Source organism: Paenibacillus solani, assembly GCF_001277345.1.
Taxonomy (GTDB): domain Bacteria; phylum Bacillota; class Bacilli; order Paenibacillales; family Paenibacillaceae; genus Paenibacillus_AQ; species Paenibacillus_AQ solani.
The window spans coordinates 499,828-519,819 of sequence record NZ_LIUT01000006.1; the positions used below are offsets into that span (position 1 = coordinate 499,828).

21 protein-coding genes and 2 pseudogenes are annotated in these 19,992 nt (G+C 46.7%); 19 read left to right on the forward strand and 4 right to left on the reverse strand.

The features are described from left to right. The first annotated feature begins 230 nt into the window (after positions 1-230). The 12 genes from AM231_RS23550 to AM231_RS23605 all read left to right on the forward strand — a co-directional run bounded on the left by AM231_RS23550 (position 231) and on the right by AM231_RS23605 (position 10,618). The gene (locus AM231_RS23550; protein ID WP_242615291.1) at positions 231-932 is read left to right on the forward strand and encodes a hypothetical protein; all 702 of its coding nucleotides are present in this window, start codon (positions 231-233) and stop codon (positions 930-932) included. Positions 933-1,008: 76 nt separating this feature from the next. Beyond that, entirely contained in the window at positions 1,009-1,410 is a 402-nt protein-coding gene (locus AM231_RS23555; protein WP_054404754.1) for a GntR family transcriptional regulator, read from the forward strand. A gap of 6 nt (positions 1,411-1,416) precedes the next feature. Continuing rightward, complete coding sequence (locus AM231_RS23560) at positions 1,417-2,319, forward strand: ABC transporter ATP-binding protein (RefSeq protein ID WP_054404755.1); 903 nt, start codon at positions 1,417-1,419, stop codon at positions 2,317-2,319. 21 nt (positions 2,320-2,340) lie between these two features. Further along, on the forward strand, positions 2,341-3,243 hold the full coding sequence (locus AM231_RS23565; protein WP_054404756.1) for an ABC transporter ATP-binding protein: 903 nt from the start codon (positions 2,341-2,343) through the stop codon (positions 3,241-3,243). Then, positions 3,236-4,534 (forward strand): ABC transporter permease, encoded by a 1,299-nt coding sequence (locus AM231_RS23570; RefSeq protein ID WP_053490068.1) that lies wholly within the window; start codon positions 3,236-3,238, stop codon positions 4,532-4,534. Before AM231_RS23565 ends, AM231_RS23570 begins: the two co-directional genes overlap by 8 nt. Positions 4,535-4,614: 80 nt before the next feature. Then, positions 4,615-4,800: a hypothetical protein gene (locus AM231_RS23575; RefSeq protein WP_054404757.1), complete on the forward strand. Its 186-nt coding sequence runs from the start codon at positions 4,615-4,617 to the stop codon at positions 4,798-4,800. A 221-nt stretch (positions 4,801-5,021) separates the two neighbouring features. Next, positions 5,022-5,519, forward strand: coding sequence for a pyridoxamine 5'-phosphate oxidase family protein (locus AM231_RS23580; protein WP_054404758.1), 498 nt, complete (start codon positions 5,022-5,024; stop codon positions 5,517-5,519). 405 nt (positions 5,520-5,924) lie between these two features. Next, positions 5,925-6,518: a TetR/AcrR family transcriptional regulator gene (locus tag AM231_RS23585; protein ID WP_054404759.1), complete on the forward strand. Its 594-nt coding sequence runs from the start codon at positions 5,925-5,927 to the stop codon at positions 6,516-6,518. A 27-nt stretch (positions 6,519-6,545) separates the two neighbouring features. Next, a complete protein-coding gene (locus tag AM231_RS23590; RefSeq protein ID WP_054404760.1) occupies positions 6,546-7,325 on the forward strand; it encodes an alpha/beta fold hydrolase in 780 nt (259 codons plus the stop codon). Between the two features lie 139 nt (positions 7,326-7,464). Further along, positions 7,465-8,658, forward strand: a complete 1,194-nt coding sequence (locus AM231_RS23595; protein ID WP_054404761.1) for an acyl-CoA dehydrogenase family protein — start codon at positions 7,465-7,467, stop codon at positions 8,656-8,658. A 251-nt stretch (positions 8,659-8,909) separates the two neighbouring features. Beyond that, a complete protein-coding gene (locus tag AM231_RS23600; RefSeq protein WP_053490062.1) occupies positions 8,910-9,677 on the forward strand; it encodes a hypothetical protein in 768 nt (255 codons plus the stop codon). A gap of 170 nt (positions 9,678-9,847) precedes the next feature. After that, positions 9,848-10,618, forward strand: a complete 771-nt coding sequence (locus AM231_RS23605) for a MerR family transcriptional regulator (protein WP_054404762.1) — start codon at positions 9,848-9,850, stop codon at positions 10,616-10,618. Between the two features lie 204 nt (positions 10,619-10,822). Here AM231_RS23605 and AM231_RS23610 read toward each other — a convergent pair whose 3' ends face one another. After that, positions 10,823-11,860 (reverse strand): YheC/YheD family endospore coat-associated protein, encoded by a 1,038-nt coding sequence (locus AM231_RS23610; protein ID WP_053493992.1) that lies wholly within the window; start codon positions 11,858-11,860, stop codon positions 10,823-10,825. Positions 11,861-12,049: 189 nt separating this feature from the next. Here AM231_RS23610 and AM231_RS29290 point away from each other — a divergent pair, with 189 nt between their 5' ends. The 7 genes and pseudogenes from AM231_RS29290 (at position 12,050) to AM231_RS23635 (ending at position 17,259) form a co-directional block, all read left to right on the forward strand. Continuing rightward, positions 12,050-12,214 (forward strand): hypothetical protein, encoded by a 165-nt coding sequence (locus tag AM231_RS29290; protein ID WP_165593464.1) that lies wholly within the window; start codon positions 12,050-12,052, stop codon positions 12,212-12,214. Positions 12,215-12,232: 18 nt separating this feature from the next. Further along, complete coding sequence (locus AM231_RS23615) at positions 12,233-13,210, forward strand: hypothetical protein (protein WP_054404763.1); 978 nt, start codon at positions 12,233-12,235, stop codon at positions 13,208-13,210. A 286-nt stretch (positions 13,211-13,496) separates the two neighbouring features. Next, a complete protein-coding gene (locus tag AM231_RS23620; protein ID WP_131724794.1) occupies positions 13,497-13,688 on the forward strand; it encodes a hypothetical protein in 192 nt (63 codons plus the stop codon). A gap of 72 nt (positions 13,689-13,760) precedes the next feature. Next, positions 13,761-14,412: pseudogene (locus tag AM231_RS23625) on the forward strand (TipAS antibiotic-recognition domain-containing protein); the annotation flags it as partial. Position 14,413: 1 nt separating this feature from the next. After that, a pseudogene (locus AM231_RS30570) lies at positions 14,414-14,588 on the forward strand (hypothetical protein); the annotation flags it as partial. A gap of 141 nt (positions 14,589-14,729) precedes the next feature. Beyond that, complete coding sequence (locus AM231_RS23630) at positions 14,730-16,151, forward strand: alanine/glycine:cation symporter family protein (RefSeq protein WP_054404764.1); 1,422 nt, start codon at positions 14,730-14,732, stop codon at positions 16,149-16,151. A 328-nt stretch (positions 16,152-16,479) separates the two neighbouring features. After that, the gene (locus tag AM231_RS23635) at positions 16,480-17,259 is read left to right on the forward strand and encodes an anti sigma factor C-terminal domain-containing protein (RefSeq protein ID WP_242615292.1); all 780 of its coding nucleotides are present in this window, start codon (positions 16,480-16,482) and stop codon (positions 17,257-17,259) included. Between the two features lie 107 nt (positions 17,260-17,366). Here AM231_RS23635 and AM231_RS23640 read toward each other — a convergent pair whose 3' ends face one another. From AM231_RS23640 to AM231_RS23650, 3 genes are all read right to left on the reverse strand, one after another. Then, positions 17,367-17,882 (reverse strand): DinB family protein, encoded by a 516-nt coding sequence (locus AM231_RS23640; RefSeq protein ID WP_053490055.1) that lies wholly within the window; start codon positions 17,880-17,882, stop codon positions 17,367-17,369. A gap of 75 nt (positions 17,883-17,957) precedes the next feature. Further along, the gene (locus tag AM231_RS23645; RefSeq protein WP_053490054.1) at positions 17,958-18,563 is read right to left on the reverse strand and encodes a class I SAM-dependent methyltransferase; all 606 of its coding nucleotides are present in this window, start codon (positions 18,561-18,563) and stop codon (positions 17,958-17,960) included. Next, on the reverse strand, positions 18,556-19,971 hold the full coding sequence (locus AM231_RS23650; RefSeq protein ID WP_054404766.1) for an NAD-dependent malic enzyme: 1,416 nt from the start codon (positions 19,969-19,971) through the stop codon (positions 18,556-18,558). The genes AM231_RS23645 and AM231_RS23650 overlap by 8 nt, the downstream gene beginning before the upstream one ends. Positions 19,972-19,992: the final 21 nt, after the last annotated feature.

A 19,992-nucleotide genomic window follows, 5' to 3' on the forward strand; every position in this document is an offset into this window, starting at 1 on the left:
AAGTGGCGGAGAGTTTGGCCGTACCGGTCGCTGTTGAAACCCAGGAAAATTTTTCACAATTCATATTGACACTGTTTATTTACACACTATATACTGTGTATAAAGACATACACAGTGAGCACAGTGAATACACACGTAGCAGAGTACATTCTAAATCTGTAATTTTACTAATAGCATAAGCTCAGAGTATGAAAGGGTGAGAAGCGTTGCAACAAGTTCTCCATAATGCGATGAAGATCGTGAAGAAAGACTTCGCAAGCGACAAGTTCCAAATGATATGGACAGTACTGTTCATGCTTTATATGGGTTTTGCTGCGGGTGTTGCTATCAATGAACAATTCGATCATTCGCAGGGATTCACGAGCCTCTTTGTCGATTTTATTATGGTGCTTTTCGCTCCTTTTCTGGGGTTTCTATTTACCAGGAGGTCATTCAAATATTTGAGCGAAGATTCCTATACGCGAATGTTGTACTTTTATCGGAGTATTCCCGTTCCTGCTTCAGCTATTTTTGTGGCCCGGGTCGTTAACTCGCTGATCGCATTCGGAATCAATAGCCTCGTGTATTATGGATTCATCTACGCACTGGGGAATCACCTGAGAGATGCGATGACTATTCCTGAATATATTGCTTTTGCGTTGACTTGGGTCGGAATCGGACTTTTATTGACAGGTCCAAATATTTATTGGGAGCACATGTGCCGAGGTAAGATTTATCTAAGAAACAACCTTTTTATGACTGCGGTAACGGTCGGACCCATTATTATATTGAACCTGCTAGGCTTCAGCATATTCCGTTTTGCTGCGAATGCTTCCATGAGATGGGGCCTGCTGTCTCCGGTGATGTGGGGATCGCTAATCGTTGGACTGGGGACTTTGGTGCTCATGAGTAGATTAACTTACCTTCGGCAGCAGACGAGGGATCTGTCATGATGGATATGAATAGAAATTTGTACTCTATGGTGGTATCCCGAGTCTATCAGCAAGGGAAAAGTGAGGTGGTATAAGGGTGCGAATTCCGATTCAGATCAATGAAAATAGTGCAGAGCCTTTGTATCACCAGATTGAAACACAGCTGCGCTCGCTCATTATTAGCGGTCAGATAGAGGAGGGAACCTTGTTGCCATCAATTAGGGAGTTTGCAGGGAATCTGAATTGTAGTGTCATTACGGTACGCAGAGTGTATAGCGACCTTGAGAATGAAGGATTACTGCGAACAAGGCAAGGAACAGGTACCTTTGTAGCAGGGGTTGGAGACCAGGCTCGGGAGCATTATAAGCGCGATGCGGTTATTGAGGCGCTAAGGATTGCCGTCGATAAAGGGATTGCGGTTCAGTTTAGTGAAGATGAATTAAGAGAATTGTTTATGGAAGTCGTCCGGGAAAAATATGAAACAAAAGGAGGCCGCTAACATTCCATGGAACCGAGTGTCATTGAATTTCGTAATGTCATGAAACGCCGGAGAACGAAAACCATTGGCCCCATACAATTATCGATACCGCAAGGATATATCGTTGCTCTGGTGGGACCGAACGGCTCAGGAAAAAGCACGGTGTTGAACATGATGATGCAGACGGTGTTTCCGGACGAGGGGGAGATTACCTGGTTCGGTGAATCTTATCCCAGGGAGCTTCCGATCTCCATTCGCAAAGATATGGGATTCGTACCTGAACAGCTAAGCGCAGAGGAACAACATATGACGGTGGATGAAGCGGCCAACTTTCGTGCTTCCTGGTATGACAATTGGGACGGATATTTTTTTGATGAGCTACTATCCCGGTTTGATGTTCCCCGAGGCGTAAAGCTCCGCAAGATGTCCAAAGGAGAACGCCGGAAGTTCGAGATTGCAGCGGCCCTTGCACCAAGACCTAAGCTGCTGTTGCTTGATGAGCCCTCATCCGGGCTTGATCCGTTCGCCTGGAAGCTAATGATTGATCAGCTGCACAAAGTGATGAAGTCCATGGACACAACCATCGTGCTCTCAACCCATATCGTAGATGAAATTCGGCGACTAGCCGATTATGTCATCCTTATGCATCATGGCAAGCTGATGGGTATGGTAGAGAAGGATTCACTACTGGACAATTGGAAGGAGTGCTGGATTCAAGGCGATGCCTCGATCGTGGAGGAGCTGCCGGGCATACTGAGCAGCAGGCAAGAATCAACGAATACGATATCTTTTATTACCACGGAATGCTTGGAAGTAGAGAAGATCTTGCAGTCAGCGGGCATACCGTTTATTCAGACCCGTTCACTCGAGCTGGATGAAGTACTCCGAATATGGATTGATGGAAATATTCCTGCCAACGTGCAGAAATAGGATAGAGAGGGGTTTCACAATATGCAACGATTGGAATTAGACAATGTAGTAAAGATTTATGCAGACAAAACGGCTGTAAACCGGATTTCACTTCAGGTTGAGGAGGGGGAAATCTATGGGCTACTGGGTGCCAATGGTGCAGGTAAAACAACTACCATGCGGATGGTGCTCGGGCTGATCTATCCTGACGAAGGAACGATTCTATACAACGGAAAGCCCTATAACAAGGAACTGCGCCGCATCATGGGATACCTGCCGGAAGAACGCGGGTTATACCCGAAGGTGAAAGTCAGTGAGCAGATTTCGTACTTGGCACAGCTCCGGGGCATGTCGGTGAAAGATGCAGATAAGAGTTTGAAATACTGGTTGGAGCGGTTTGAAGTACCCGATTATTACGATAAAAAGATCGAGGAACTATCCAAGGGAAATCAGCAAAAAATGGGCTTTATTGCAGCTGTTGTTCATGATCCGCAGATACTAATCCTGGATGAGGCCTTCAGCGGCTTGGACCCGGTTAACGTGGAACTTCTCAAATCAACCGTAAAAGAGCTTCGCGATAAGGGAACGAGCATCCTGTTCTCCACTCACCGAATGGAGCATGTTGAAGAATTATGTAAGAACATTACGATCTTGCACAGTTCCAATACCGTAGTGAAGGGGAATTTGAAAGAAATTAAATCCAAGTATCCACGTGAAGAAGTCGTGCTGGGCACGTCGGGCGACGTACAGGGTCTTGAAGCCATCCCTGGCGTAACGGAGGTAAAGCGGACAGAGGATGGCTATTCCATCCGGATCAGCCAAGTGGATGCAGCACAGAGCATTTTGAATACAGCGATGTCCCAAAGCACCATCCATCGGTTTGAGATAAAGGAGCCGACACTCAACCAAATCTTCATAAAGGCGGTAGGTGAATCCAATGAATAATATGTGGACCGTAATCCGATTTACATTCATGAATAAAGTAAGAACCAAGTCATTTGTTGTTTCAACTTTGATTTTTGCACTCATTATTTCCATAGGAATTAATCTTCCTTATCTGATCCAATTATTCACTGGAGACAAGGCAGGAGCCGAGGATATCACTCGTATCGGCCTGGTTTATGGACAGGAGCAGTTGCTTGCCGAACAACTGGAGACCACCTGGAGCAGCCTGCCAGCCACGTCTTATGAATTCGTAAAATACGAAACGGCAGATGAGGCAGCCCTGAACAAAGACATAGAAAACGGAAATATCGAGGGTTATTTAAAATTTGAAAAGCAAGAAGGCAATACGTTTCCGACCGTAGTTTACAGCTCTGAAGACGAGGCCATGAGTCCAGAGCTGCAATCCAATCTGCAAGCCGCCCTTCAAATAGCGAAGACTCGCAGCATTGTAGATGGTCTTAATCTGTCGGAATCGCAGATCCAGGAATTGAATCAGCCGGTTCGCATTGACGCTCGGAGCATTGAGGGAGCAAGTAAATCAGGCGGAGCTTCCGATGAGAAGGAAGGGTCCTCCGAGATCATCAACTATATTGTCGTGTACGCACTGATTATTCTTTTTTTCTTCACCTTGATGGGTACAGGGAATATGATCGCATCGGAAGTAACCACAGAGAAAAGCTCCCGTATTATGGAGATTTTGATCACCAGCGTATCTCCACTGAGTCAAATGTTTGGTAAGGTTATCGGTATGTTCCTGCTGGGACTGTCACAAATCGCAGCCTTCGGCGTTGTTGCCGTCATTAACTTGATGCTGCCGCATAACATAGATACCTTAAAAGAAATGAATTTGGATCTAAGCGCGATTGATCCGATGCTGCTGGTATTTGGCTTAATCTTCTACATCCTTGGCTATTTCTTGTATGCCATGTTGTATGCGGCGATTGGCTCGATTGTCAGCCGTACAGAGGATTTGGGGCAAGCCATTATGCCAATTACGATGCTGTCGCTAGTTGCATTCTATATTGCGATCTTTAGCTTAAGCGCTCCAAACTCGATGCTGATGAAGGTGTCCGGCTACATTCCGTTCATCTCGCCGACGACCATTCTGGTGCGTATTGGGCTTGGCGATATAGCAGTTTGGGAGATTCTTCTCTCGCTCGGAATTCTGGTTGTAGCGATTTTGATATTCGGATGGTTGGCTGCAAAAATCTATCGCACGGGTGTCCTGATGTACGGTAAACGTCCTACGCTTAAAGAATTAGGTAAAGCCATGAAGGCTTACAAGATGTAATGTAGAGTATTAGCAGTATTACAAGTGGATATGTCAGGCGAGGTTAGTAACCCATTATAAACCGAGGTGGTGGAATGAAAATGACAAGGAATAAAAATCAAAGCATGCTGCTGTTGCTGATTTCAGCTGTTCTGTCAATCCTACTTGCAGTGACCATGGATACATCAGGATCTGTGGTGAAAGAATTCGCCAAAGGAATTTTGATGGGTTTAGGGGCCGTATCATGTATCGTCGGACTATGGTTTTATGGCAAGCAGAAGAAATAGCGACTGAAACAGTAGGCTTCACGGAGAATCAAGAGACAAGTGTTATCAGTATTCTGATGACGCTTGTCTTTTTCATTTATTCAAAGGGTCGATCGTTGCCCATACGTGAAGAAAGTTGAAGCTTTCTTATGATATGATGCGGATTTATATCTCGATTCATCGTTTAACTTATTTATGGGAAGTGTAATTAGAGACTAAATACTTAGGATGGGGTGATAGAAATGGCAAATGGAACAGTAGTCAATCATGAAGCGGTTGAGACCGTGAAAGATATTATCAAGGATATCGAAACAGCAATGTTCGCCACGATATCGGAAGGCGGAATCAATTCCAGACCCATGCAAACACAGCATATCGAATTCGATGGCGATCTGTGGTTCCTAACGATGAGGGACACCAGCAAATACACGGAAATTATGGATAATCCCAACGTGAATATTGCTTATGTTGGCAAATCCTACGTTTCGATCCGCGGAAAGGCTGAAGTCGTAGATGATGTGGAGCGGAAAAAGGAGCTTTGGAATGCGGCATATGAGAAGTTTCTGAAAACCTCATACGACGATCCGAATGTGATTCTGATCAAGGTGGATACAGACACCGCGGAATATTGGGAGACGGGTGACAAGACGAAGACGGTAAAAGCCTTCTTCAAAAAGTTGGTGGGACAAAAGCCGGAAGGTGACTCTGACATTAATAAAACCGTTGACCTGAATTCTTGATTGCCAGCGTTCATGCAGCTAAGAAGCGTTGTTGACATCTAACGAGGCATCAGACATAGCAAAGAGCAGCTTCATTGATGAAGCTGCTCTTTTTTGCGTAGGTTTTTCTGATATATAGTGTCCATCTCTTGTCGTAAAGCCGAAGCTGTGGAGCTCTCCTTCCGAACAAGGGACGGTGAGAATCGCTAATTTCCATCATCCTCCACAAGGGAATACGGAATCAGAATTTCAGTGTCTTCACCAGGCTGAAGAGAGAAAGTTGAAGCGTGCTTGTCTGCTTACTTCTCCATTAAGCTGAATGACCCTGGCTTCAATAGTATGAAGAGTTGCGGTTTACATTAAAAAGGATTTATGAAACAATAGTTAGTAAATGGATATTCACTAATGATGGAGAGGAGAATAGACATGGTAAGACCTCGCGAATTTCAAGATGAAGCGATCTTCTACGGTGTCTATCGGGCGCTGTGCAAAAAAGGATACGGCCAAGCAACGTTAACCGACATTACGCATGAAGTGGATATTTCGCCGGCAGCTTTAATGAAACGATTTGGTTCGAAGAGGAATCTGTTCTTGGCTTACAGCGATTATGTTATAGAATTAACCCGTCATGCTTTCCAGGAGGCCAGTGTATCCGATTGTTCCAGGATCGATGCGTTAAAGACCGTTTTTAAGCATGGAGTTTTACATATGAAGGATCCTGTTGAACTGGCTAACCATACTTCCTTCTATCTGGAAGGGACGAGTGACCCTGATTTGTTAGAGAAGACCCGGTCCCGACTGCTGCTGATTGATGAGTTTATCCGGCAGATGCTGAATCACGCGATTGCAAACAAAGAAATTGCTGAATGCGACGTGCCCATGGTAAGCAGGGTGCTGCAAGCTGCCATCAGCGGAGCTATGATGATCTGGATTAAAGAGCCAAGCCGAACTTTGGATGTACTGTTTGATGAATGTTTTCAGGTGGTATTTGCACCGTTATGGAACGTGACTACACAATAAATCCGAATATAGCGAGGAGGATGGTTCTTGCCGATTTTCAAAGGAAGGAATGTCGATTTGTACTATGAAGTCAAGGGGGAAGGAAAGCCGCTGGTGTTTACTCATGGGGCCTCATGGGATCATGAACAATGGCAGCACCAGGTCGATTTTTTCTCTCGTCGGTATCAAACCGTGGTGTGGGATGTTCGAGGCCATGGTTTATCCTCCCTGCCGGACGGTAAGGTGGATTCGGAGGATTTCAGCAGGGATTTAGCGGATTTGCTCAATAATCTGGACATCGAGAAAGCGATCCTTTGCGGATTATCCCTGGGCGGGCATATTTCGCTGCAGACAGCGGTTCGCTATCCTGACAAGGTCGCAGCTCTGGTGCTGATCGGCACTCCATTCACGAATGCGTTCAATTGGTATGAGCGAATGTTCGTCCCGCTGAATCGCTGGTCTAGTTATTTGATGCCGATGTCCTTATCGGGAAAAATACAGGGAAAGATGCTTTCCAAGTACAATAAGAGCAATCAAGCTTATATAGAAAAAGCATTTCGTTCCATCCCGCATTCCAACTGGGTGCGGATATGGGATGCGGTGACGCGAATGGACAGCACGAAGGATTTGGATAAAATCCATTGTCCAACCATGCTTCTTCAGGGAGAGAGCGACACGATGATCCGAAGGCAGCAAGAGTATATGCAGGAGAGAATTGCAAATTCAAGTTTAAGAATTATTCGGAACGCTCATCATGCAACCAATATGGATAACCCGGATGAAGTCAATGAAGCCATCGCTTCATTTCTGACGGAGAACGAAATATAAGCTGGGAGACTTCAGTGGTTGTCGTCATTAGTATGAGCCTGGCGGTGGTAATCCCCCTCATTGACACTCCAAAATAGGGTTGCTACAATTTTAGATAAATATCCATCGGAATACAAGGATTAGGAGGGAGGGGACGAACTTGAATCGATCCGGTTCCACAGATCCATTCATACGTAATAAACGCGAAGCTATAATTGCAGCTCGTTCCGATAAGCTTGGGGCGAAATTCGCGGAAAGAGCTCCGCGACATGATCTCGAGGGATCGTTTCCCTTCGAGAATTTTGATGACTTGAGGGAATCGGGTTATCTGAAGCTAACCGTACCGGTCTCCTACGGTGGAGAAGGAGCATCCGTATATGAAATGGTGCTTGCTCAGGAAAGACTTGCCAGGGGTGACGGCTCGACGGCGCTGGCCGTCGGTTGGCATATCGGGCAAATTCTTCAGCTCCGTCTCTCGGGAGCTTGGCCGAAGCCGTTATTTGAAAGACTGTGCAAGGATGTTGTCACCGAAGGTGTGGTCATTAATGAATTGGCCAGTGAACCTGCGACAGGAAGTCCCAGCCGGGGTGGAAGGCCGGAGACCACTGCACGTTCAGTGCCGGGCGGATGGCGGATTAGCGGGCACAAAACGTTCAGCACGTTAAGTCCCATCTTAAAACAGTTTGTGGTTACAGCTGGTATTGAGCATAGTGAGAAGGTCGGTGCATTTCTTGTCCGCAGCGGGCCCGGAGTCAAGGTGGAGGAAACCTGGAATACGATGGGTATGCGGGCAACGGGAAGTCATGACGTGCTTCTGGAGGATGTCTTCGTGCCCGAGGCGGAAGTGATTCGGGGCATCGATTATGAGAAGCCGACGAATCCCGTGCCGACGGAGGGGATTTTGCTTCACATCCCTGCATGTTATATGGGAATCGCTTATGCCGCGCGTAAGTTCGCCATTGATTTTGCCCTACATCATCAACCGAATTCATTGACGGTTCCGATCGCCGAATTGCCGAATATCCAAAGACACATCGCACAGATTGAGGTAGACTATCTTACAGCCCGCAGCTATTTGTATCAAACCGCCGACCGTTGGGACAATGAAGTGGAGAACCGCGCTGCGCTTAAGACCGAGCTTGGCCTCGCCAAATATGTTGTAACCAATGCAGCACTCCGCATAGTTGATCGCGCCATGCGGATCGTTGGAGGATTGAGTCTCTCCCGCACGCTCCCCTTGGAACGGATGTACAGAGATGTCCGGGCCGGTCTCCATAACCCGCCTATGGACGATATCGTGCTGACGAATCTGGCCCATAGAGCTATCTCGGAAGCGGAAGAGAACAGGGACTAGAGCGGGCCGAAAGGATTGGAAGGTTATAGTGAGAAACCGCTGGAGAGGCTGAACTCGGCGGTTTTTTTGCATGTTTATTTAATGCCATCGTTTGCGATTCAGCTTAAAGCTTAATATGTACCTGCGCTTGGACATTCAGCAAACCTTCAGCTTAGCCTAAGCCTGGCATAATATTCCCCTAAGTTTACTTTCAGATTCCCTCTCTATACTTCAAATTGTAAGACAAACCAAACCCTTAAAGGAGAGATACGATGAATCCGATAAGTAAAAAAGTACTGGCAAGCAGTATGGCTGCAGCGATTATGCTGGGGGGAGCCGGATATATTCATAATCAGGTGTTTGCGGCAGCAAGCACGGATGCTGCTTCTTCGGCAGCACAGGATGGCCAAGCCGGGACAAACCCATCGACCGGGACTTACGTGAAGAACATGGACGGAAAACGGATGGATCATAAGGCTGGCGGACCTCGCGGCAGCAGCATCATCCAAGAGACCGCCGAGGTCCTTGGAATGACAGAGTCCGAAATTAGGTCTGCGCTTGAAGCAGGCAGCACATTTGCGGAAATTGCGGAAGGTAAAGGAATGACTCAATCCGTATTCGTGCAGAAGCTGACGGCTCTAGAAACAGCCAAAATCGATGAGCGCCTGAGTGAAGGCAGTATCACAGAAACGGAAGCAGCCGCATGGAAAGAGGCCCTGGGTGAGCGCCTAACGCAAATCGTGAAGAGCAGTGAAGCCGATTTTGGAAGAGGACATGGCAAAGGCGGCCGAGGCCTTGGCAAATTCGGTAATTCGGAGGAAATCGCAGCCATGCTCGGAATATCGGAGGATGATCTGAAGGCGAAAATGACAGAAGGTCAGTCGTTAGCCGAGATCGCGGCTGCTAAGGGGATTACGGAGAATCAGTTGATTCAGAAGCTGAAGGATCAAATGACCGAGCCTTTGAAACAGTGGGTAAACGAGAAGCATACGAAGGCGGATAAATCGGCTGCTGCAGATACGAAAGGGGAAGCGAACTAACATACGAGAAATGATCACAAGGAGGCTGGGTGATATTCTGTGAAGAATACACTCCGTCTCCTTTTTTTGCTGTTATGTTGGATACTGAGGAGGCTATAATTTTTTTGGTGCAAAGTGTTGACCCTAACGTTACGTAAAGGTGTACAGTAAAGTTGTCAGGAGGTGAAACCATGGAATACACGGTGCAGAAGCTTGGAAAGTTGGCGGGAATTAGCACACGAACACTCCGTTATTACGATGAGATTGGCATTTTGAAGCCGGCCAGAATCAACTCGTCGGGATATCGGATCTATGGGCAGGAAGAGGTCGATCAATTGCAGCAGATCTTGTTTTACCGGGAGCTTGGACTCCAACTGGACGGGATCAAAGAGATTATGACCTCGCCATCCTTCAACCGGACCAAGGCGCTTCAGGAACACCATGCGTTGCTCCTAGACAAAAGAAGGCAACTGGATTTGCTGATTACCAATGTGGAGAACACGATTGCCTCCGCCGAAGGGAGAAAGACCATGAGTGACCAAGAGAAATTTGAAGGATTCAAGCAGAAGCTGATTGATGATAATGAGAAGAAATATGGCAAGGAAATTCGCGAAAAGTATGGCCAAGAGACTGTACAACAATCCAATGCCAGGCTGAAAAATATGACGCAAGCGCAGCATGATGAAGTAACGCACCTGGCGGATGAGCTGTACGAAACGCTGGCCGAAGCGTTTAAGCAAGGCGATCCTGCCAGCGATCTGGCCCAGAAGGCCGCCGAACTTCACAAGCGCTGGCTCACCTATTATTGGAACGATTACAGCAAAGAGGCCCATGCTGGCCTTGCTCAAATGTATGTCGACGATGAGCGGTTTACTGCCCATTACGATGAGAAGCAGCCTGGGACGGCAGCATTCCTTCGCGATGCGATTCTGATCTATACGGGGATGAATCCTTCATCATAACAGGGGGGATAGAGGTTTATTATATTTTTTTAGTAAAGGCTCTTCCACTGCGGTTAATCCGCCTCGGAAGGGCTTTTTCATTTGGAACTTCTTGAGCATTTCATGCCAAGTTGACTTTAGAGCAGAGGACACTGATGACGGACTACGACCTCGTATTTAAGATAGATAGATTTCATTGCGTATTTCATAGAAACTTATTATTTCTCAAGGTTGAGAGAGATAATAAGCATATTCCAATGGTCTACTATAAATTTTGCGTTTAATACTTTTAAGGTCTTTGTATATATTTTTTTGGGGTTTTCCGTTAAGTTCAATAATCCATAACTCTCTTTGCTCGTCTAACACAAAATCGACACTCAATTCTCCCAATGAACCCATATGAATTTCTGCTTCATGTGCGGCCGTTACACTTACCTCATACAGAGATCGGAGGATTTTATTCATTTTCTCCGGCGAAAATAATCGCGGAAGAATTTCTGAAACTTCATAAATGCTTTCACACATACTCGTGTTAAAGTAATGTTCATAAGCCACTCTACATGTAATGATGGAAACCGTCCATTCTCCAAGAATATCTTTTTGAACAAGGACCCGGATATCAAAATACTGATGATCAAATTGACTCATATGAATCCCTTGCTGAACCATGTATTTCGTTAGTCCGAGAAGTTCATCCAATTTTTCCTGAATGCTTTCGTTTTTTCTGCAGATATATCTTGGAGCCAAGCTGTGCAAAGAGATGTGAATATCTCCATTATCCGTTAGTTCAATCCGATACACAGACTTCCCCTTAGATCCGTATAAAGGCTTAATGTATACTAGTTTATATTTCTCTAATAGTTCTGATACATTCACTTCATTATATAAAAATGTGTCTGGCACATAAGCTTTAAGATCTGACTGTTGTAATAGGTTATAGAGATCCCATTTATTAAAAAAATTGATATTGTTGAAACATTTGTTTCTACCAATCGCCTTCTCTAGTCGTTGAATGGTTATTAATTTTTTGTTAAAACACCGGTTATAGACAACATGAGGAAATGGGAACGAACTTTGTTTCCATATGCCCTTTTTCAGGCTAAGTCCAATAATACGTTGTTCATCCCAAAGAATATCTGCCGGTGTAAAGGCGTAAAGTTTCAGGTTTAGATTGTGATAACGTTCATAAAGCTCCAAAATTCTTTTTCTGCTGTTCCTTTTAGTTACCAGAATACCTATTAAAGGGCCATTCTCCAATCTCATCACTCCCATGACTTCGATATCTCGTATTATCTAATGCCAGCAGAGACATAATGCTATGGGACAAGAGCTTAGATGAACAGAAAATCAGCGATTGCAGTGCTCTTATTGCCTATTTTTTAGTTGATAGGTATTTGCTGTGTTTACCTTGTTAAGCTTTTAATATGATAAATTACTTTTGATAACAGGGAGATGAGACTATGGGAAGGTGTAATTGTCCACCAGGACCTCCAGGACCACCAGGACCTCCGGGACCTCCAGGACCCCAAGGACCGCAATTGCTTCAAGAACTTGGAGGAGCAATTGCAGCAGCTGGACCCGCAGGACTTGCAGGAGCACTTGGACCAGCTGGATTAGAAGGACTTGTAGGAGCAATTGGCGAAGCTGGACCTGAGGGACTTGCAGGGGCACTTGGACCCGCAGGACTTGCAGGAATCGCAGGAGCACTTGGACCCGCAGGACTTGCAGGGATTGCAGGAGCAATTGGACCCGCAGGACTTGCCCGAAGGACTTGCAGGGATTGCAGGAGCAATTGGACCCGCAGGACTTGAAGGAATTGCAGGGGCAATTGGACCCGCAGGACTTGCAGGAATTGCAGGAGCAATTGGACCCGAAGGACTTGCAGGGCCAGCAGGACCAGCAGGACCAGCAGGGCCAGCGGGGCCTGCAGGGGCAACGGGTGCAGCAGGGCCAGCAGGACCTGCGGGGGCAACGGGTGCAGCAGGACCAGCAGGACCTGCGGGGGCAACGGGTGCAACAGGTGCAGCAGGACCTGCGGGGGCAACGGGTGCAGCAGGAGGTGGAGGATTAATTCCATTTTCAACGGGTATCATCCTCGTTGGAGCTGAAGTAGTATCGGCTGCTCCAATTTTAATGGGTTTTGGTAGTAGCACGGTTGAAGTTATTAACGCTTCTGGAGAATCAACTATGCCACCCGAAGCAGGTGGTTTTGCTTTCCCAATTCCCTTTGCGGGTACCGTTCAAGATTTACAAATAAGTGTAGATTTATTGGTTGCTTCTGAGGTTTCTATAAATACTCTCGGTCTTCAATATGATTTTACAGTATTCCGCGCACCGTCAGTTCCTAATAATGGGATTGATCATAGTTCTTCACCTTACGTGACAACTTCGCTGACTAGTTCAGTTAGATTCGGAGCTCCGAATACGGTCATTACACCTGGTAACCCAACCGGTTTCCGTACCGCAACGAATAGAAATGTTGGGGGATCATTGGTGGTCGCTGAGGGTGATCGTATTGGTATTCGTGTAAGGACGCTTGCTGAGACTGATCCCTCGGCAGCTGATATTACCCAACTCTCATTCAGCGCCAGTCTATCTTATACTCCTTTTTAATAAGAGCCTCCTGTATTGTACTCCTCTATTTGTTACAGGGGAGGTAAATGATTCAGGAAGTGAACCGCCACTGCCTTTGTATAATATTTACATCATACAAAGGCAGTAGTCCCCTATGTTAGTTACACAATCCATCCTCTGATGCGCATGATATATAATGAATGTGGAATCGTTACGGTTGCAACGTGTTGCAGCTGCTGTAACGATTTTTTTGATTTTATCGTAACATTTGCGGGATCGAACCGTTGTCTAAGTGAGAAGGGGGAGAGGAGATGGATGCAGAGTGATGAATAGGATGATCTGGCGGACGCGGGTGAGGCTGATTGTGAATGCTTTGTCGGCTGTGTTGATGGTTCTGTTTATTTATGCCGTGTATTACTCGGCCGTCCAGATTTACTATGATAAATCCGGCCAGAACAATAAATTTATACGGTCCGTCATGACGACTTTGAATTGCACGAGAGTGGACTTATGGTAGATAAACACGACTCATCTTTAGTTGAAGTGACGCCATTCCTTACCCAGAAAAAAACGCTGAAAGTGTATAAGGATGTGGGGGAATGGCAGGTTGATTGTTGGAGAGCTCCACGCGAAAAAGGGATTATGGGGAGTAATGAGCTACTCCATTGATGAAGTGGCGCTTTATCTGAACCGAGATGAAAAAAACCTTTTTACCTGCACTCTGCTATGCTGGAGGGTGTTGACCTTAACGTTACGTAAAGGTGTACATATCAAAGCGATTATGACCTCACCATCCTTCAACCGGACCAAGGCGCTCCAGGAACACCATGCGTTGCTCCTAGACAAAAGAAGGTAATTGGATTTGCTGATTACCAATGTGGAGAACACGATTGCCTCCGCCGAAGGGAGAAAGACCATGAGTGACCAAGAGAAATTTGAGGGATTCAAGCAGAAGCTGATTGATGATAATGAGAAGAAATATGGCAAGGAAATTCGTGAGAAGTATGGTGAAGAGACTGTACAACAATCCAATGCCAAGCTGAAAAATATGACGCAAGCGCAGCATGATGAAGTAACGCACCTGGCGGATGAGCTGTACGAAACGCTGGCCGAAGCGTTTAAGCAAGGCGATCCTGCCAGCGATCTGGCCCAGAAGGCCGCCGAACTTCACAAGCGCTGGCTCACCTATTATTGGAACGATTACAGCAAAGAGGCCCATGCTGGCCTTGCTCAAATGTATGNCGATGAGAAGTGGGACAGCAGTATTTCTACGCGATGCGATTCTGATCTATACGGGCATGGAACCTACATCCGAATAATGCCGCTAGCAGGCAGACAGCCTGATCCTGATGACCGGACCCTTTCCTCATGCTTAACGCGCAGAGGTGAGGGTCCTTTTTTCTTTCTAAATATCTAGATTCACCGTCCAAGTTAAGGAGAGGCAGCTTCCACAATTAACCGCTTGCCCGATCAGGCGAAGTAATGGTTAGATGAACCGTGGACAATTTTACGTAAAACTTACACCATGGGTGTGACTTTATTATAGAGAGGGTAGAATATGGATCAATTTGTACAGCATGCAGTTACTATCTTTAATGATTTTCTATGGTCTAAGCTGCTCATCGTATTGCTGATTGCCGTCGGCCTGTATTTTACGGTCGGGACCAGATTCCTGCAGTTTCGCCTGATCGGGGAGATGTTCCGGGTCATCCGCGAGCCCAAGAGTAAAGCGAAGGACAGCATTTCCCCTTTTCAGGCATTTGCCATCAGTATGGCTGCCCGCGTTGGGACCGGGAATATAACCGGGGTGGCTTTGGCTATCTCGCTTGGTGGGCCTGGAGCTGTATTTTGGATGTGGATCATTGCGCTAATCGGTTCGGCATCCAGCTTTATCGAGAGTACGCTTGCCCAGATCTATAAAGTGAAGGATGGAGCTGGCGGTTATCGCGGCGGTCCAGCCTATTACATGCAGCAAGGGTTAAAGAAACGGTGGATGGGCGTGCTGTTCGCGATTCTGATCACCTTGTCCTTTGGGCTTGTTTTTAATGCAGTTCAGTCCAATACGATTACGATTGCTTTCGAGAATTCGTTCGGCACTGATCGTTTAACCATCGGGGTTATTATGGCGGTGATTTTCGCGGTTATCATCTTCGGCGGTGTGAAGCGGATTGCCAAAATGTCGGAGCTGATCGTCGTAGTATTGGCTGTGGTGTATGTCGGCGCCGCGCTGTTTATCGTATTGGCGAACATCGCCAAGCTGCCGGAGGTTTTTGCTTTAATTATCAAAAGCGCATTTGGATATGAGCAGGTGGTTGGCGGGTCGATCGGGGCGGCTCTTATGAATGGAATCAAGAGAGGGCTGTTCTCCAATGAAGCTGGCATGGGAAGCGCCCCTAATGCGGCAGCTACGGCAACGACAAGCCATCCGGCCAAGCAAGGGCTGGTTCAAGCGCTGGGCGTGCTTATCGATACGTTAGTCATATGTACAAGCACGGCCTTCATTATTCTTTTTACCGGTGCTTATCAGCAGACCGGACTTGATGGAATCGCACTGACACAGGCGGCGCTGGGCATGGAGATGGGGGCATGGGCGTCCGACTTTCTGGCGATCATGGTATTCCTGTTTGCTTTCAGTACGCTGATCGGCAATTATTATTATGGGGAAACCAATATTGAATTTTTGAAGTCGAATCGCGTTTGGATATGGGTGTATCGAATTGCAGTACTGGCCATGGTTCTCTTCGGTTCTGTTACCAGTGTGAAGCTGGTGTGGGATCTGGCGGATCTGTTTATGGGGCTGATGGTCATTGTGAATCTCGTGGCCATTACACTGCTTTCCCGGAAAGCTTTCGCCGCGCTTCAGGATTATTTGCAGCAGAAGCGGTCCGGATTGAACCCTGTCTTCACCAAGGACAGCATTAAAGGGCTAGATGATATAGAGTGCTGGGACGAACCTAACAACCCTGCCTCAGAGACGTAAGCCTATAGAATCTCGTAAATTAAAATCGTTACGGCAGCTTTGAATGTAGCTGTTTGTAACGATTTTTCATATTTACCGTAACATTTATGTGCTCAAACCGTTAGTCTACATGAGAAGGTAGAGAGGAGATGAATACGGATTGATTAATCGGGTGACCTGGCGGACAAGGGTGAAGGAGCTTATATATGCTTTGTTAGCTGTATTAATATTGTTTTTTATTTATGCTGTGTATTGCTCAGCTATTCAAATCTACTATTATAATACCGACCTAAATGATAAATTTCTAAGGACCGTCATAACAACGGTTGAATTGCATGAAAGTGGACTTATGGTAGATAAACGAAGCTCGCCTTTGGGTGAAGTGACGCCCTTCCTCACTCAGAAGACAAAGCTGAAAGTGTATAAGGACGTGGGAAATTGGCAGGTAATTGTCGGAGAGCTTCACGCGAAGAAGCGATTAGGGGGAGAACTGAGGTATTCGATTGAGGAACTGAATCCTTATTTGAACCGAGAGGAAAGAAATCCTTATATCCTGAACACTGCGCTGCTGGAGGGTAGGGAGATTAAAGACGATCCTCACCCTACTGGTGCAATGAACCAGTTAGGGAAACTTGAAGACGGTAACGTAGCGGAATTATTCTTCTCGATTCGAACGCTGAGGTCACCGGAGGAGGTCTTGAAGCTCTTGTCGAACTATGATGTTAAAGCAACCAGTATGGCTGTTTTTGCAGGCGAACTGAAGGATTTCAAGCTGGGGACTTATAGCTCTAGCGGCGCAGATTACATGATTCCTCATCTAACGTTAAGACCAAAGGTCCAGTTTGGAGATAATCATTCCCTTTCTCTCTGGCACACTTTCTTCTCAGAGGATACCGAGATAACGGATCACGTGAAGCAACTGATCGCAGACGTTGAATGGATGACTGACAACATCAAATATAACGGTGTGGATGAAGACATAAAGCGTCTGGCGTATTTGAGAAAAAATGGGGTTCAAGTATACGGAGCAACCGTTACGGGGCCTGTGCGGGAGCTCGAGAAGCTGAAGGAGGAGCAGGAATTTTGGGAATTCCGTTTGGGCCGCATTGAGGTATGGAATTGGGATTAAAATGAATTGCGTCCCATCGCTGCCTATTAAACTAGAAAAGGCCTCTACAGAGGCCTTTTAAATTTGGAATAAGGGATGATTGCATCTTGCTAAGCAAACTTCGTGAATTACGTTAAATATTTCTCCCGCAAAATACTCATATGATGAAGCTCATGTCCGGCAATCACATAGGCAGCTGCACGTGCTGAGAGAGGGTAATTGTTGAACGTCCCCAGACGCTTTAGGGCCTCCTCCGTCAAGCTTCCAACCAGCGTAATGGTAGATTGTCTGACGGCAGCATAATCCTTAAGCGCTTCCTGTAACGGAAGATGGCTAAAGGGAGAATTCTGAACAAAAATCTCCCGATCATACCCCGAAAATTCACGGGCATCTCCACGTGCAATGTAGAGAATGCGGTAGTTCCATAAGCGCTCTACATCGGCGATGTGTCCGACTACTTGTTTTAGGCTCCATTTTCCTTCGGCATAGCGAACATTCGCCTGTTCTTCAGACAGGTCGCTGAGCGATCTTAATGTTTCATCATGCTGCCGCCCTAACACCTCGGCAATATGGCCTTCGGGAACAAGCGAGACGTATTTTTCGGCGAGAGGCAGATATTCATTAAAAGCGGGCCTTGTACTCATAACAAAGTTCCTCCACATCTATTAATAAGAGATTATATAACTTTATGCAGTCAGACCCAATGATAATACAACAGGTTAGGTTGCTTGTGCCCAGATCAGGTGGACGATGCCGTTCCAATAACGCTTGGTTTTGATAATATCCAGATCAGAGGCATTTACGATATGGATCATATCCCTATTATAATGACAGCCGGATATCCTCCGTGCCACCGGGTTAACGACATGCTGCGCTGCACCAAGGAGCCGGTTAGTGCTCATGCCATGCTCTAGTAAATAAATGCGACCGCCGGGTTTAGCCCATCGGTTCATTTTATTCAAAGCTTGAACCGGATCTTCATAGCCGCACAGCGAAAGGGTAGATACGATGCAGTCATAGGAACGTTCGGGAAGCTCGAGAGTTTCGATATCCCGTTCCAGAAAAGTGGCATGAATGCCAAGCTCGGATGCCATCTGCCGTGCATGTCTCAGCATCTCGGGACTGAAATCAACCGCTGTTACGTTTACCTTGTCGCGATCATAAAAGGGGAAGTTGGCGCCAGCGCCGACAGCTACCTCAAGCACATCACCCTCTATATCCTGAAGCAGCTGTTGTCGCCATTCACCCAGTTTACGCTGCCTTGTATTTCTTTCATATATGACTGCCTGTTTGTTGAACTTCCGAATCAGGGAATTCTTATTCACGCGGGTTTCTCCGGGCAACGCCAGTTTTGACAGCAGCTTTAACAACACGCTCTCTAATGGCCTTCACGACGTTCTGATTGAACACGCTTGGAATGATGTACGACGGGTTGCGCTCTTCATCTGATACGGCCGATGCTATGGCTTCGGCTGCAGCGAGCTTCATTTCCTCATTAATGGTGGTTGCTCTGCAGTCCAGGGCTGCACGGAAAATCCCCGGGAAACAGAGGACATTATTAATCTGGTTCGGGTAGTCCGAACGTCCGGTTGCGATAACACCCACAATATCTTCCACTTCCTCGGGCTTAATCTCCGGAGTAGGATTCGCCATAGCGAATACGATCGGATTCTCAGCCATGGCCTGTACGTCTTCACGCCGGAGCAGACCGCCTGCGGACAGACCGATAAATACATCGGCACCTTGAATGACTTCTTGCAATGAGCCCTGAATTTTATTCGGGTTCGTATGCTCGGCATACCATTGCCACATACTATTACTGTAAGTTTTCCCGGCAACCAGCGCACCTTCACGATCTACGCCGATAATGTCCTTAACGCCTGCCGACAAGAGGATTTTGCTGCACGCAACACCTGCTGCGCCGATTCCACACACGACAACTCTAACGTTATCAATGGATTTACCAACAATTTTCAGCGCATTGATTAGCGCAGCATACAGAACGACTGCCGTGCCGTGCTGGTCATCGTGGAATACGGGAATATCCAGCTCGTCGCGCAGTCTTTGTTCGATCTCAAAACAGCGGGGAGAAGAGATATCCTCAAGGTTAATCCCGCCAAAAGCCGGGGCCAGAGCCTTGATGGAACGAATGATCTCTTCCGTATCCTGGGTATCCAGACAGATCGGGAAGGAGTCTACACCTGCGAGCTGTTTGAACAGCATCGCTTTCCCTTCCATAACCGGCATGGCGGCGTAGGGGCCAATATTACCCAGACCGAGCACGGCACTTCCATCCGAGATGACAGCGACCGTATTTCTCTTGATAGTCAGCGTATAGGCTTTTCTCGGATCTTCATGGATGGCCGAACATACTCGGGCAACATCCGGCGTATATACGCGCGACAGGTCATCGCGGTTTTGAATGGGTCGTTTGGGTTGAGTTTCGATCTTGCCGCCGAGATGCAGCAGGAAAGTTCGGTCGGATACGTTGACGAGCCGGACACCTTTTAGGTGTTTTACTGTATTTGTAATTCTTTCGATATCGACGCTGTCTGTTACCGTAATGGTAATGTCCCGTACCGTGATGTGGCCGCTTGCCTGAATGACATCAATTGCGACCATGTCACCCCCAGCTTCAAAAATAGCGGATGCAACTTGACCAAACTTAATCTCTTGCGTATTCATTTCGATTCTGAGAATAATGCTTTTTCCACCGAGCCCGTTGTTTTCCATAGATACCTCCAATAATAGTCT

Bases quoted from the DNA above. Each gene is read 5' to 3' on its own strand.
- AM231_RS23550 (WP_242615291.1), top strand. From the start codon at position 231: ATGAAGATCGTGAAGAAAGACTTCGCAAGCGACAAGTTCCAAATGATA.
- AM231_RS23560 (WP_054404755.1), top strand. From the start codon at position 1,417: ATGGAACCGAGTGTCATTGAATTTCGTAATGTCATGAAACGCCGGAGA.
- AM231_RS23565 (WP_054404756.1), top strand. From the start codon at position 2,341: ATGCAACGATTGGAATTAGACAATGTAGTAAAGATTTATGCAGACAAA.
- AM231_RS23570 (WP_053490068.1), top strand. From the start codon at position 3,236: ATGAATAATATGTGGACCGTAATCCGATTTACATTCATGAATAAAGTA.
- AM231_RS23575 (WP_054404757.1), top strand. From the start codon at position 4,615: ATGACAAGGAATAAAAATCAAAGCATGCTGCTGTTGCTGATTTCAGCT.
- AM231_RS23580 (WP_054404758.1), top strand. From the start codon at position 5,022: ATGGCAAATGGAACAGTAGTCAATCATGAAGCGGTTGAGACCGTGAAA.
- AM231_RS23585 (WP_054404759.1), top strand. From the start codon at position 5,925: ATGGTAAGACCTCGCGAATTTCAAGATGAAGCGATCTTCTACGGTGTC.
- AM231_RS23600 (WP_053490062.1), top strand. From the start codon at position 8,910: ATGAATCCGATAAGTAAAAAAGTACTGGCAAGCAGTATGGCTGCAGCG.
- AM231_RS23605 (WP_054404762.1), top strand. From the start codon at position 9,848: ATGGAATACACGGTGCAGAAGCTTGGAAAGTTGGCGGGAATTAGCACA.
- AM231_RS23610 (WP_053493992.1), bottom strand. From the start codon at position 11,860: ATGAGATTGGAGAATGGCCCTTTAATAGGTATTCTGGTAACTAAAAGG.
- AM231_RS29290 (WP_165593464.1), top strand. From the start codon at position 12,050: ATGAGACTATGGGAAGGTGTAATTGTCCACCAGGACCTCCAGGACCAC.
- AM231_RS23620 (WP_131724794.1), top strand. From the start codon at position 13,497: ATGAATAGGATGATCTGGCGGACGCGGGTGAGGCTGATTGTGAATGCT.
- AM231_RS23630 (WP_054404764.1), top strand. From the start codon at position 14,730: ATGGATCAATTTGTACAGCATGCAGTTACTATCTTTAATGATTTTCTA.
- AM231_RS23635 (WP_242615292.1), top strand. From the start codon at position 16,480: ATGGTAGATAAACGAAGCTCGCCTTTGGGTGAAGTGACGCCCTTCCTC.
- AM231_RS23640 (WP_053490055.1), bottom strand. From the start codon at position 17,882: ATGAGTACAAGGCCCGCTTTTAATGAATATCTGCCTCTCGCCGAAAAA.
- AM231_RS23650 (WP_054404766.1), bottom strand. From the start codon at position 19,971: ATGGAAAACAACGGGCTCGGTGGAAAAAGCATTATTCTCAGAATCGAA.